Annotated in this window: 13 protein-coding genes; 5 read left to right on the top strand and 8 right to left on the bottom strand. The window is 59.4% G+C overall.

What is annotated here, in order from left to right; all coding sequences use genetic code 11:
* Positions 1-478: 478 nt before the first annotated feature.
* Positions 479-1,126: a hypothetical protein gene (locus MA07_RS30435; RefSeq protein ID WP_052002963.1), complete on the bottom strand. Its 648-nt coding sequence runs from the start codon at positions 1,124-1,126 to the stop codon at positions 479-481.
* A gap of 145 nt (positions 1,127-1,271) precedes the next feature.
* Here MA07_RS30435 and MA07_RS08535 point away from each other — a divergent pair, with 145 nt between their 5' ends.
* Together MA07_RS08535 and MA07_RS08530 are read left to right on the top strand one after the other, a co-directional pair.
* Complete coding sequence (locus MA07_RS08535) at positions 1,272-2,141, top strand: hypothetical protein (protein WP_036349363.1); 870 nt, start codon at positions 1,272-1,274, stop codon at positions 2,139-2,141.
* Positions 2,142-2,306: 165 nt separating this feature from the next.
* On the top strand, positions 2,307-3,128 hold the full coding sequence (locus MA07_RS08530; RefSeq protein ID WP_036349360.1) for a lytic murein transglycosylase: 822 nt from the start codon (positions 2,307-2,309) through the stop codon (positions 3,126-3,128).
* A gap of 61 nt (positions 3,129-3,189) precedes the next feature.
* On the opposite strand, the gene MA07_RS08525 is transcribed toward MA07_RS08530, so the two are convergent.
* Entirely contained in the window at positions 3,190-3,480 is a 291-nt protein-coding gene (locus MA07_RS08525) for a hypothetical protein (RefSeq protein WP_036349357.1), read from the bottom strand.
* Positions 3,481-4,037: 557 nt separating this feature from the next.
* On the opposite strand from MA07_RS08525, the gene MA07_RS08520 reads away from it, so the two are divergent.
* Positions 4,038-5,213, top strand: a complete 1,176-nt coding sequence (locus tag MA07_RS08520) for an adenylate/guanylate cyclase domain-containing protein (protein WP_036349355.1) — start codon at positions 4,038-4,040, stop codon at positions 5,211-5,213.
* 713 nt (positions 5,214-5,926) lie between these two features.
* Positions 5,927-6,751 (top strand): DUF2189 domain-containing protein, encoded by an 825-nt coding sequence (locus tag MA07_RS08510; RefSeq protein WP_036349351.1) that lies wholly within the window; start codon positions 5,927-5,929, stop codon positions 6,749-6,751.
* A gap of 48 nt (positions 6,752-6,799) precedes the next feature.
* On the opposite strand, the gene MA07_RS08505 is transcribed toward MA07_RS08510, so the two are convergent.
* From MA07_RS08505 to MA07_RS08480, 6 genes are all read right to left on the bottom strand, one after another.
* Positions 6,800-7,153: a cytochrome C oxidase subunit IV family protein gene (locus MA07_RS08505; protein ID WP_036349348.1), complete on the bottom strand. Its 354-nt coding sequence runs from the start codon at positions 7,151-7,153 to the stop codon at positions 6,800-6,802.
* A gap of 7 nt (positions 7,154-7,160) precedes the next feature.
* Positions 7,161-7,883, bottom strand: coding sequence for a heme-copper oxidase subunit III family protein (locus MA07_RS08500; protein ID WP_036349338.1), 723 nt, complete (start codon positions 7,881-7,883; stop codon positions 7,161-7,163).
* A 10-nt stretch (positions 7,884-7,893) separates the two neighbouring features.
* Positions 7,894-8,559, bottom strand: a complete 666-nt coding sequence (locus tag MA07_RS08495; protein ID WP_052002962.1) for a cytochrome c oxidase subunit 3 — start codon at positions 8,557-8,559, stop codon at positions 7,894-7,896.
* A gap of 13 nt (positions 8,560-8,572) precedes the next feature.
* Positions 8,573-10,330 carry a cytochrome c oxidase subunit I gene (gene ctaD, locus MA07_RS08490; RefSeq protein WP_036349334.1) on the bottom strand — a complete coding sequence of 586 codons (1,758 nt, stop codon included), beginning with the start codon at positions 10,328-10,330 and terminating at the stop codon, positions 8,573-8,575.
* A 25-nt stretch (positions 10,331-10,355) separates the two neighbouring features.
* A complete protein-coding gene (locus MA07_RS08485; protein WP_036349331.1) occupies positions 10,356-11,189 on the bottom strand; it encodes a cytochrome c oxidase subunit II in 834 nt (277 codons plus the stop codon).
* Between the two features lie 424 nt (positions 11,190-11,613).
* Complete coding sequence (locus tag MA07_RS08480; RefSeq protein WP_036349319.1) at positions 11,614-12,021, bottom strand: cytochrome c family protein; 408 nt, start codon at positions 12,019-12,021, stop codon at positions 11,614-11,616.
* A 1,227-nt stretch (positions 12,022-13,248) separates the two neighbouring features.
* On the opposite strand from MA07_RS08480, the gene MA07_RS08470 reads away from it, so the two are divergent.
* Complete coding sequence (locus MA07_RS08470) at positions 13,249-13,488, top strand: hypothetical protein (protein WP_036349307.1); 240 nt, start codon at positions 13,249-13,251, stop codon at positions 13,486-13,488.
* Positions 13,489-13,554: the final 66 nt, after the last annotated feature.

Raw genomic sequence — 13,554 nt, 5'->3', positions numbered from 1 at the left:
ATGGCACCGGATTACCCAAGCCCCTCATCCTCCTCCGGGCCTTGCGCGTTGCACACAACGATACCCGACGGAACACTGAGGCGTATCGGCTGTTGGGACCCAAGCAGGGTCTAAAGTGTCACCCCTGACGCATTGGGTCACGGCTGAGACATAACGGTCATACGTCGAAGGGCCTGTTCTGAGGACAACAGCACCCTGACTGGCCACCAGTTGCCGTGCCCCATTGCACGACATCTGTACGGTCAGAGGACGGCCTTGGGCCAATGCGCCAGAGCCCATGCCTATGAAGACGAGAGCCGCACATACGAACTTCATGTGTTCCATGGTCATCCCTTGAATGGGCACGCTGAGGCAATCCTTGTCCGGATCCCCCCTCAAGCCGTGAGTGACGGCACCGCCGAGAGGATGTTCACCTCGCCTACTACAGACTTGGGCCAATGGGACATAAGTCGGCGCTTGCACTTGAGCAGATGCACAGTCAGTACACGGCCCGTCTTATTCCCCGCGCTCGTTGGAGATCCCGGCGACCATTGATCGAGCCGGTCGAGATCACCTGCTGACGGTACGGCTGCGCAGAGACCACGCGGGCACGGGGTCGGTACCGGACGACGTTCTGCCGGTACATAGGCGCTCGGTACACGATGCGCCGGCTCCGGTAGGCAGGAGCCTGGCGATAGACGACCCGCGTCCGATAGACAGGCCGTGGAGAGTAAACAACACGGGTGCGATAGACCGGGGCCGGATAGTACGCCTGCTCGACCGGGTATTCGTAGACTTGATCTTGAGAGGCAACATCGCCGTAGTAAGGGGAGCCGTAATAGCCGGTTCCATAGGAGGCGCCTGCATACGGGTAGGTCGAGCCATAGCGATAATGGTAAGGATAGCCATAGCCGTAATAGGGAGCGGCAGCCGCGGAGGTGATCAGGCCTCCAATGAGGGCTCCCCCGATCAGGCCAGCCGCAACAGCCCCGCCACCGCCCCAGCCCCTGTGACGCCAGCCGCCGCCGTGCCATCCACCGCGATAAACCCCGCCACCTCGCCAATGAGGCTGGGCCTGAGCCTCATGCACTGCTGCAATTCCGAATGACAGGACGGCAGCGCCGATCAAGAGAGCGGACTTCTTCATAGCGCATTTCCTTGGATCAAGTTTTCGGTTTTCAGAATTCAAGAATACTACCACGTCGATTGAGCAGGCGATAAATAAATGTCTGTTTCGCTCCGCCGAGGGTGTAGAATGAGCCAATCGATTTTCTTCGGAGCGGGAGGCGGCGATGGCTGGCTTTACCGCCAGGGCACTTGGACTGTCCGTCTGGCTGCTGGTTCTCCTCAGCGTCGCTCCGGCTTCTGCGGATCCCTTCTTCGTGAAGGTCTACGGGAGAACCTACAAGGTCGATCCCCGCTATCCGCCTAACGACCTCAAAGGCCCAACGCCTCAGGAGGCCATGGAGGCCCTGCCCGCCGACCTCGCTCAAGGTCCCAGCTTCAAGCCGTCGCACGAGCAGGTTCTGGCCGAGGTGGAGGAACGGGTCTGGATCGTGCGTAACCAACTCGTTGGCCAACTGGAAAAGACAGCCGCCTCCCGACAGTGGCGGAACACAGGAAGCGACACAAAGACCGTCGATCAGGAGATCACGGGATCCCTCGGGAGCGGAGCAGCGCAGACCCATGTGCCTGGGCTACAGCAACTCTACGACCGTCACAGGGCCCTGGACCTTCTCGTGCGGGAGCTACGGCGGTCCATGGACCTGCCCATGAGGCCGCCTGATGCGGGTTTCTCCCGGCCGAAGCTGGCACCTGAGATCGAGGCCAGCTACCGTGATCAGGCCTTCGATCCGCTTGAGGCCTACTACGGCTTCAGGCGCGTCAAGGCAGCCTTTCGCTCCGGTGATGTCGCACTCCTTGCTCGGGTCACCCATTACCCCCTGATTGTGACAGGCAGGGTCAGGCGGACGATCCGCAACCGCGACCAGCTTGTGGCGGCCAAGAACACGATCCTCGATCCGCACATCCGGGAGGTGGTCGCGAACTCCACCTTCGAGACAATCTTCGTCCGGGACAAGGGGATGATGCTTGGTGGAGGAGAAGTGTGGATCACCCACGACAAGGCGGGCTTCGGGCTGGGAGCCATCACCATTGAATAACGGCTATCGCAAGCTTGTGGTGATCCCGCTCCGCAGCCCTGCACGGCCTAATGGTGAGTGCCTGCAGGTCGAGGGGTGATGATGACGCCGGCATTCACGTCTCATCTCTGCCGTGATGGTGCCCCAGCATGTCATTCCGGACAATGGGTGCGAGAGGACGTGCGTATGATCACAAGCAAGCCGTTCACAATGATCGCCATCGTAGCCGCGGTGGTGGCCGCGGGGATGGCCAACCCAGCGAGCGCAGCCCAGTGCGGCAGCACGGCAGCAGGCTTCGAAGCCTGGAAGCAGCAGTTTGCCGATGAAGCAAGAGGAAGAGGCGTCAGCGCCGCGGCTGTGGCAGCTCTCATGGGAACCACTTACGCGACAGCGACCATCGCGGCCGACCGTGGTCAGAGGAGCTTCCGCCTGTCGCTGGATCAGTTCATCGCCAAGCGAGGCGGTCCAACGATCGTTGCGCGCGGGCGTGAGCTCAAGCGGTCTCAGGCGGCGCTCTTCGGATCGCTTGAGCAACGCTATGGCGTCCCGCCGGGGCCGCTCCTGGCAATCTGGGGCATGGAAACGGCCTTTGGGCGGCAGCGGGGCAACCAGAACACCCTTTCGGCTGTGGCAACGCTCGCCTACGACTGCCGGCGGTCAGCCTTCTTCACCGAACAGCTCTACGCCACCCTGACCCTGATCGATCGTGGGGTTCTCTCGGCGGGCACACGCGGCTCCATGCATGGCGAGATCGGCCAAACCCAGTTCCTGCCCAAGAGCATCCTGAACTACGGCACCGGCGGTGACCTCAACATCGCCGCGAACGCCCTCGCCTCGACGGCCAACTTCCTCGAGGCCCATGGCTGGCGCGCCGGGGCAGGCTACCAACCCGGTGAAGCCAACTTCAGTGCGATCCAGGCCTGGAATGCCGCTTCCGTCTACCAGCGCGCCATCGCGCTGATCGGCCAACAGATTGACGGGCGCGTGAGCGCTTCAGCGCAGCGCTAACGGCACAACAAGCAGGGAAAGCCGTTGGAGATGCTCGCCGGAGAACGGGAAACAAGTCTATTCAAGGCGTCACGGTGGCCAGAACCTCACCCATGGTGATTTCAGGCTCACCATCGATGACATCTGTCAGGCTCGCCCGGATCCAGGCCAATGCCTTGTCGTTGGCTGCAATGGCAGCCTCGCGGTTCTCAAACAAACTGATTGATCCACCCACCCCATCGCCGGCATCGAACACGCAGTAGCCCTGAAACCCTGGCGTTTGCTTCAGCATCTGGCCGAGGCCACTCTGCGCGCGACGGGCAGCCTCAGCCACCGAACTCATGCGGTTGAACTTGCGGATGACGACGTACATGGCGACCTCCAGACCTGCGGGGATCGGCAACTCTAACCCCGATAGTTGGTCTTCGTATGGTGGCCGTGGCGGTAAACGTCCTTGCGTTGCTACGTCCAAGGAACAATGACTGCGTCAGGACGAGTTCCGTCCGCTCGAGCCGTTTGTGCAGCGCCACTAATACTGGGGGAGCGCGCAGGCTAGAAGGAAAGAGATGGAACGAAGGCGGTCCAAGCTCTGCACAACCCGGTCTATGACTTCACCGACGAGGGCTGCTCTATGGGGTACGCTTCCATGCCGCCATAATCCGACAGCGTTTGCCGCCGGTATGATCGCCACAGGACCACCGCATCGGACCCCACGAGACATCACCTGAAGGGCTGCTTCGAGGCAAACTGGGAAATCACTGCCGTTCGGGAGTGTCCGCTGTTCCTGCTGTTCGCCGACATTCGGCTTACTTCCAGGACGTCCCAGTGGGACATATCAGATCACCTAGCGTTACCTATTTGTCCCCTCCGGCGTTCCGAAGCAGCGTATCGAGCACTTCACCAGTCTTTGACGAGAAAGCGGGGCAAAGCATGCCCCAGATCCCCAAACGCCTCCCCAGCGTCCTCGACCTTGCTCGGTGGCTCGCTGGACCAGCCCGCACCACACTCGCTCCAGCTGACATCGTCACAGAGTACTGCGAACGGCTGCTGACCGCAGGCGTGCCACTCTGGCGCGTTCGGGTTGGGCAACGCCTGGCCAATCCTCTCATCGGCGTCTGGGGTGTCAAATGGGTGCGAGGAGCCGGGGCCGAGGCGTACACCGTGCCCCACAGAATCCTCGCGACACGCTCCTACACCGGCAGCCCCTTCGAGCATGTCAACACGACAAGAGCCAGCTTCCGCCGCTCCCTTCGGCACCTGGATCCAGCCCTCGACCATCACGTGCTCTTGGAGGTGGCCGCTGAGGGCGGCACAGACTACCTAGCCATTCCCATCATATACGGTGATGGATCGGTTCAGGGAGCCTCCTTCACGACCGACGGCCAGCGGGACTTCAGCCCGGAGGAGGTGGGCCTCATCGAGGAGCTGGGCTCCTTCCTGGCCGCGGCACTGGAACCTGCCGCGATGCGGCGTTCCAGTGAGAGCCTTCTGCAAACGTATCTTGGCGAGGGGCCTGCTAAACGCGTCGTGGCAGGGGCGATTCGACGAGGCGACTGCTTCGAAATCGAAGCCGCCGTGCTGCTGACGGACCTGCGCGGGTACACAACTCTGTCGCAGCGATTGCCACCCGATCAAGTGCTGGAGCACCTCGACCGCTATCTGGAGGTGGTTGTCGGGGCCGTGCGGACAGAGGGCGGTGACGTGCTGAAGTTCATCGGCGATGGCATCCTGTCGATCTTTTCTGTTGAAGAGAGCGGACGAGCAGAGGCCACCCGGCAGGCTTGCCGGGCCTTGGACGCCGCCTTGGCGAGAGCCGATGAGGAGGGTGATCTGCAGTTTGTCGCCTGCCTGCACATCGGCCCTGTCACCTACGGCAACATCGGCAGCCCCGACCGCCTCGACTTCACCGTGGTTGGGCCGACGGTCAATCTGGTCAGTCGGCTCGAAGCGTTTGCCAAGAGTACCGGCAATGTGGCGGTGTGCTCTCAGGAAGTCGCCGCACTGCTCCCATCAGCAGCAACGCATGCTCTGGGTGCGTTTGCTCTGAAAGGTGTTCCAGACGAGCAGATGATCTTCTCGCTAAACGGTTCCGGCGAACACCCATAGCCCCTTCACCTGTCCCGGTCCTCGGGTGCAGGATACAAGGTCGAAACGGACTATTCGTCCAGATCAGGGGCAAACAATGAAATCCCCTGCCTTTCAGGAATGTCCGCTGTTCGCCGCTAAGGCGGACGTCCGGTCTACTTCCGAGTAGTGCCACATCCAGACCTTCGCTCGATCGCTAAGCCCGAACTGATCTTGCGATCTGCCATAGTACGAGCGTTACCCAGCTCTCATCCTAGATTTCCATGACATCGTCCCAACGGTAGGATTAGGCTTCGATGGCATAGACACCAAATGTCAAGCTTGTCTCGGAGGCTGAAATGCAGCTGAACATAGGCCTTATCTGGATAGGCGCGCTCCTCGTGCTTGGTGGAGTGCTGTTCACGGCGGCAAAGGCACTAGGGCGAGGTCGGTTGAGTGGTGCGAGATCGGCTCGTCAGGGCTATGCCGGCGACACTCTGGAGCCCAAGGGGGAAAGTGCGCGTTTTCCTCTCAGGGCAATTTGGCCCGGACTCGTGCTGCTTGCCCTCGGAGCACTTCTGCTGTTGGCTGGCGCGATGGCTTGGACGCCCGAGACTTGATCACCAGCACAGGGGCGACAATCCCCGCTGAAGGGCGTATAGTTTAACTCGGTAAGGGTTGCGGCACCGTGACCAACCGTTCTGCGTACGACGTGAACCCGCGACCACCTTGAGCCCTGCTCAGGAGGAGCGACTATGGCGAACTTTCATGTGCTGACAGGTACCGAAGTAACTCCGGCCTATGTTCCAGTTCGAAAGATCGGGCTGGCGGACCTCAAGGAGGCAATTGTTAAAGGCGTTGACGATTTTATGTCAATGCCAACACATCTCGCCTTTCTGGGTTTGATCTATCCGCTTTTCGGCGTCGTTCTTAGCGCTCTAACATTCACGAGCAACGCACTGCCTTTGCTCTTTCCTCTCGTATCAGGCTTTGCGCTGGTCGGCCCTGTCGCGGCCATCGGCTTGTATGAATTGAGCCGCCGCCGAGAGCTTGGGATGGACACATCAGTACGGCATGTCTTCGACGTGGTGCGCTCTCCCGCACTGCCCGCGATCCTTGCGCTGGGCGTTGCGCTGATGGTCATCCTCGTCCTATGGCTCTTTGCCGCGAAGGCTCTCTATGAGTCGCTGTATGGCGCAATGGCTCCTGAGTCGTACACGGGCTTCATCTACGACGTCCTAACCACCCAACGGGGATGGACGATGATCGTCTTGGGCCATGCTATCGGGCTTGTGTTCGCCTTCGTGGCTTTCAGTGTTAGTGTCGTCTCATTCCCGCTGCTCCTCGACCGTGATGTTGGAGTAATCTGTGCTGTCCAGACCTCCATTAGAGCGGTGCTGGCCAATCCTGGCCCGATGGCGCTCTGGGCAGCAATAATTGCCGGCCTCCTGATGATCGGCTCGGCTCCGCTCTTAGTTGGGCTCGCGGTAGTGATGCCGATCCTCGGCCATGCGAGCTGGCATCTGTATCGTCGCACCGTGGAACCGGCTGACGGTACGAAAGATCCGTCTAAGATCTGAGTGCCTCAATCTTGACGCACTACCTGGGTCCGTGGCGGGCGGTGCTTTTCATGGGGCGGTCGCAAAAAAGGCTAGGCGCGTGAAAAGCGTATAGTTCGACTCAAAAATCATGATGCCAAGGAAGACGAACACCACGGCCGGTGGGAGCAGAATGGCGTAGAGCAGGGATAGCCGCTCCCAAGCCATGTGCATGAAGACAGCGATAATGAGTCCCGCTTTCAGGAGCATGAAGAGCAAGATCAGACTCCATCGCAAATAGCCCTGGAACTGGAGGTAGTCGACCAGGTACGAGAACGTGCTCAGCACGAACAGCCATCCCCAGACCACAAGGTAGAGCCTGATCGGAGGTTGATGTATTTGATCGTGAGCGACTCGCGCAGAATGGTCGTTAGCCTGAGCCATGGTTGCCTCACCACAAATAGAAGAATGCGAAGATGAAAACCCACACTAGATCGACGAAGTGCCAGTAGAGGCCCGTGATCTCCACAGTCTCGTAATTGCCGCTGCGGCTTGTGAAGAAGCCTCGCCGTCCAGTATCGAAATCACCACGCCAAACCTTGCGGGCAACGATGAGCAGGAAGATTACGCCGAACGTGACATGCGTGCCATGAAACCCTGTGATCATGAAGAATGTCGAGCCGAACTGGGGCGCCCCCCAGGGATTCTCCCACGGTCTGACGCCTTCCTCAATCAGCTTTGTCCATTCGAATGCCTGCATGCCTACAAAGGCAGCGCCGAGCAGAGCGGTTACGAGCATCAGGATCGCAGTCTTCCTGCGGTCGCGCCGATAGGCAAAATTGACCGCCATTGCCATGGTGCCGCTTGAGGTTATCAGCACGAACGTCATAATGGCGATGAGAATGAGCGGGATGTTTCGCCCGAATAGATGCAGGGCGAAGACCTCGCTGGGGTTGGGCCATTCCACCGTCGTCGACATGCGAACTGTCATGTAGGACAGGAGAAAGCAGCTGAAGATAAATGTGTCGCTCAGAAGGAAGATCCACATCATGGCCTTCCCCCAGGAGACTTGTTTGAAGGCTCTCTGGTCTGATGCCCAGTCGGTCACGATGGAACGCCACCGTGTGGGTCGGCTATCCGCCACGGTTGCATCCGCTATCTCGGATCGCGCCATTATTGTCCTCCTAGCTTAGCAACAGGAGACCGAATAGGACGAGCCATATTAGTAACAGGAAATCCCAATAGAGGCTGCAGAGATCGAGACCGAGGCTGAGGCGCGCGAGGTTGCGTCCCTGCCATGCGCGTGCAACGTTCCGCCCTAGCGCCACGAGGCCACCGAGCACATGTACACCATGCAGGGCGGTAATGAGGTAGAAGAACGAGCTTGCCGGATTTGACGTTAGGAAGTAGCCGGCGTCGCTGAGCTGCCGCCAAGCATAAAGCTGTCCGGAGACAAAGACGAGGGCCGCTCCGCCTGCCATGAGCAGAGCCGTTCGCACGCCGGCGATGTCATCCTGATCCGCCCGTGCACGCGCCAATTGAAGGGCAGCGCTGCTCAGCATCAGTACGCCGGTGTTGACCCACAGCAGTGTCGGTTTTGGCACTGGGCGCCAGTCGGCCAACTGCATCCGCATGAAATATGCGCTAATGAACAGGGCGAAGAGCGAGCCGATGGCAGCAAGGAAAACCCCGAGCCCGACCTTGGCCATAGGGGCGGAGGATACGCCGGTGCCGGGGAACTCCCCAGCGGCTCCTTGCTCGAGCCACGGCTTTGAGGTCAGCCTCTGAGTCGAGAGCCACCACACGGCGATCACGGCCAGGCCTGAGAAGAAAAGGATCGTGATGCCCATGGCGGTTCCCTCCTCAGGCTGGACTGGTTTCAGGTGGCCGGTTCTGGGGCAGGAAGTCCTCCTTTGCGCCGGGGACGTTATAGTCGTAGGCCCACCGATAGACGACCGGGAGTTCCTTGCCCCAGTTCCCATGCGGCGGCGGAGTTTCGGGGGTTTGCCATTCGAGCGTGGTCGCCCGCCAGGGATTGCCGCCCGATTCCCGTCCGTACCGCAGGCTCCAGATCAGATTGAACAGGAACACGAGTTGCACCGCTCCGACAATCAGTGCTGCGACCGTGATGAAGACGTTCAGACTCTGTGCCGACTCCGGCACGAAACTAGTCGAACCCATTTCGTGGTAGCGCCGCGGCACCCCGAGAAGTCCAAGATAGTGCATCGGGAAGAAGATTGCGTAGGCGCCTAGGAACGTGATCCAGAAATGGAGCTGGCCGAGACCCTCATTCAGCATGCGCCCGGTTACCTTTGGGTACCAATGATATAACGCCCCAAAGATGACGAAGATCGGCGCGACGCCCATCACCATATGGAAATGCGCGACGACGAACATCGTATCGGAGAGCGGCACGTCCACGACTACGTTGCCGAGAAAGAGGCCCGTGAGCCCGCCATTGACGAACGTGACGATGAAGGCCAATGCGAACAGCATGGGGATTGTCAGGTGGATGTCGCCGCGCCATAGGGTCAACACCCAATTGTAGACCTTGATGGCTGTCGGGATCGCAATGATAAGGGTGGTCGTGGCGAAGAAAAAGCCAAACCAGGGGTTCATACCGCTTACATACATGTGGTGCGCCCACACGACGAAGCTTAGCACACCGATTGCTACGATGGCCCAGACCATCATGCGATAGCCGAAGATGTTGCGGCGCGCATGGGTGCTGATAAGATCAGACACGATCCCGAAGGCCGGCAATGCCACAATGTACACCTCTGGGTGCCCGAAGAACCAGAACAGGTGCTGGAACAGGATCGGGCTTCCGCCCCCATATTGCAGCTGCTCGCCCATGGATACGAGGGATGGCATGAAAAAGCTCGTGCCGAGTACCCTGTCGAACAGCATCATGACGGCGCCGACGAAGAGCGCTGGAAATGCCAGGAGGGCCAAAACCGTCGCCGTGAAGATGCCCCAAACCGTAAGCGGCATGCGCATCAGCGTCATACCGCGGGCACGACCCTGGAGCACCGTGACGACGTAATTCAACCCGCCCATAGTGAAGCCGATGATGAAGATGATGAGTGACGTCAGCATCAGTATAATGCCCATCTCGTATCCGGGCGTGCCCTGGAGAATGGCCTGCGGCGGGTAGAGCGTCCAGCCGGCCCCAGTCGGACCGCCTGGAACGAAGAAACTCGACACGAGGACGAGAACTGCCAAGAGGTAAATCCAGTAGCTCAGCATATTGAGATACGGGAACGCCATGTCGCGCGCGCCGAGCATGAGCGGGATAAGATAGTTGCCGAAGCCGCCTAGAAAGAGCGCTGTGAGCAGGTACACCACCATGATCATGCCGTGCATGGTGATATATTGCAGATACTGGCTCGGGTCGATGAAGGAGAGAGTCCCCGGGAATGCGAGCTGCCACCGCATCAGCCAGGACAGCACAAGAGCGACGAGACCTATCGCCATGGCGGTCAGGGAGTACTGGATGGCGATGACTTTGGCGTCCTGTGAAAAGACGTATCTCGTAATCCAGCTATGGGGATGGTAAAGCTCTACCTCGGCGACTTCCGCTGGTGGGACTGGTTCGGGGCCAATGACGGCGTCGACCATGGGGTATCCTCCCTTCCCTGCTCTCCTACTTCTCGGCAGGCATGAAATTCGCCTTCATGATTTTGGTCATTCCGGAGAGCTCTGCGAAGGTCCGCTGCTCTCCAAGCCAAGTCTGGTAAGCGGCCTCGTCGGCCACTACGACCGCGCCGCGCATCTGGGGATGCCCAACTCCGCACAATTCGGCGCACAGAATGTCAAAAGTTCCGGTCCTGGTTGGGGTGAGCCAGAAGTACGTTACCGAGCCCGGAACCATATCCATCTTCCCGCGGAATTCTGGCACGTAGAAATTATGCAGGACGTCGGTCGAACGCAGCAGGATCTTGACTGGCTTGTCGATCTGCAGGTGCAAATCGCCAGTTTCGATCACCACATCATCTTGGCCAAGCGGGTCACGCGGATTGAGCCCGAGCGGGTTCTCGGCGCTGATATTGCGAACGTCTGACGTGCCGAGTCGACCGTCCTTACCGGGGAGGCGGAAGCTCCACGACCACTGCCGCGCGACTATCTCCACGTCGGTTGCTTCGTCCGGCACCGTCACGAATTGGTGCCAGACAAACAGGCCTGGCGCCAGCATGGCGGCGACACCGATTGCCGTTGCGATGGTAAGCGTCCATTCGAGGCGCTTGTTTTCGGGTTCGTAATGGGGTTGTTCCGGGCCACCGTGTCGGAACCGATAGACACAATATGCCATGAACAGAACGACTGCGACGAAAGCCGTCCCTGTAATCCAGAACGTGATGATAAGCGTGTTGTCGATATAGCCCCAGTTCGATGCGATGGGCGTCCACCACCAAGGGCTCAAGGTGTGAAACAGCGTTGAGCCGACGGCGATCAAGACTAATGCGAGCGCAATTGGCATCAGGTCCACCTCCGGCTGAAGCCGCGGTTATGCATCGAGAGGCCGTTCTGTTGGATCCCGAAGCACCACGGATGCTGCGCTCCATGAGCCTGCGGACGGTGTTCTCCGATCGTTTCGTCCCGATTCCTAAAGAGCGTGTCGACCTGACGCGAAAAGATAGAGCGGGGTCTGTTCAACCCAGCCGCGCGGGAATGAACGACCTCGGTTCTTCTACCAACGGCGATTACCTCAACCGTCATGCTCGAGACCCCACATCACCAGACCCGGTGACGTCCATGGCCTTCATGAGCTCCCCGTCCGCTCGATCGACCGGACCAGAGCGCAGCTCGCATAGTTATGATCAACCTAAATGGACAAGGTGTCAAACAGTTGATGTTTCCAGGTACCCGCAACGGCCGAGCGGGCGCGAGACGCTGAGACCAGGCTATTGGACCGCTGCAGTCTTTTTACCTGTGGCGTTGAACTGCTTGAGATAGGCGGTGAGGTCGTTGATGCGCTGCTCGTCCTTCAGCCCCGCATAGACCATCTTGGTGCCGGGGATCTTGGCCCTTGGGTTCTGGATGTATTCCTTGAAGACCGCCTCATCCCAGGTGATGCCGGAATTCTTGTTGGCCGGGGAGTAGTTGTACCCTTCGACTGTCCCGGCCGGGCGCCCAAAGAGCCCGTTCAGCACCGGGCCCACGGCGTTCTTGGCGTTCTCGCCCACCTGATGGCAGGCACGGCATTGGGCAAACACCTTCTCGCCGGCAGCCGCATCCTGGGCGCGGCTTTCAGTCGTGACTGCGAACACGCCGAGAGCAAGAAACCCAAGTGCACACGCGTATTTACCCATCTCCACCTCCGTGTGTCGATTGCACGGTCAACGCGTTTCGAGGACGTTAACACACCACAGGGTGTGGCCAATCGTAGATCCTCGACGGCGCCGGAGAACCGACTGAACTCGCGGAGGTCGGACAGACTTTGCGAAGTTAGACCAGCTTACAGGAAGGCGCACCGGCGCTTAGTCGGAAAGCATCATCAAAGGCACCAAGCGATCACCGAGAGCATGGTATCGCCAAACGATACAAAGGTACCGGTTCGGAATGCGAGGAGCGCCCCGGCTGCAAGCAGAAACAGCGCTGCACTGGCAAGCAGGATCACATTTAGCGGGGCCGACTGGCCTACGCCACGTCTGTTCTCGACACCATGCTCCGCTCTCGGTGGCATTCTCGAAACCATACCGCTCAGGAAGATAATATAATTGATCGCGGGGCTGGGGGCAAACTCGATCCAAAAGCTCCGAGGGTCGAACCGATCGCTCCATGCCCACCTGCCTGATCGGGATGGAGGCGTGTGTAGGGGCTCACCATCTCAGCCGCCAGTTGTTGGCCCTCGGGCATCGTCATGTCTGGATGGCGCCCGTTTGGCAACGTGATTGTTGATGACGTTTCGGCCTAGCGGGGCGGGTGCAAGTCATGTCTCCGGCCTTTGAACGCGGTTCTTCATGACCGCCGGCCCTGATGTTTTACGCTGGAGCTGGTCCCTCTCAAATTATCGCGCTTGGCTGACCACCCGGTACCGCTGTTTGGGAATGTGGTGACGGCGAGCGGCATGAGCCTTGAAGGGCACGGCAGAAATCCGGGGTCAGAAGGGCGCAGCCCGCCTATGCTATCCGCCTTCGACTGCCAAATCGCGTATCCGTGCAACAAGGCCTACTGGCGGATCTTCGCCGATCATCCGCGGATCTGCTCTGATAGGCAAATTCGCGGATGGATGCCGCTTCTTCGTAGCTACGACAACTACGCGATGTCGGTGAGGCCCGTTATGGAATACGTGGTGCGTGAGGAACAGGTTTCGCATTTGCCGATGAGGACAGCTATGGGATGAGCCCTCAGATACAAGGCTACAAGCATATATGCGATCATCTACTCTGCTGCTGCTTTGCTACAACTTTAGCATAGGTCTCATCATCTACTCTGCTGCTATGGATGCGGACGAAAAATGTGCTTAGCTACGATCTAACCTTGAAATATACTTCCGGACGTATCAGGTGACTCTGTCAGTTTCCAGAGGAGTTGCCGTGCCCCGTTTCTATTTCGATATCCATCATGGGACGGGCCTCGTGCCTGACGATGATGGCTCCGAGTTCGCCAGCGTGGATGCTGCGATCCAGGGGGCCATCACCTCAGCCGGTGAGATCGGGCGCAATCTGCTGGCGAAAGGCCAGACCAGCGGTATCGTGGTCAGGGTCAGGGACCAGCACGACCAGCGGGTCTGCACCATAACGGCGTCGATGACGGTCGAGCGACACACCGCGTAAGATCCGGTCCTGCTGAGACAAACCACCATCATCGGCGTTGTATGTGGGGGGCAGCGAGGTGTCACC

Origin of the sequence: Microvirga sp. BSC39 (assembly GCF_000739015.1) — a bacterium.
In the GTDB taxonomy this organism is placed as follows: Bacteria; Pseudomonadota; Alphaproteobacteria; order Rhizobiales; family Beijerinckiaceae; genus Microvirga.
Note: the sequence above shows the minus strand (reverse complement) of the source record. Positions and strands in the feature narration are given on the sequence as shown.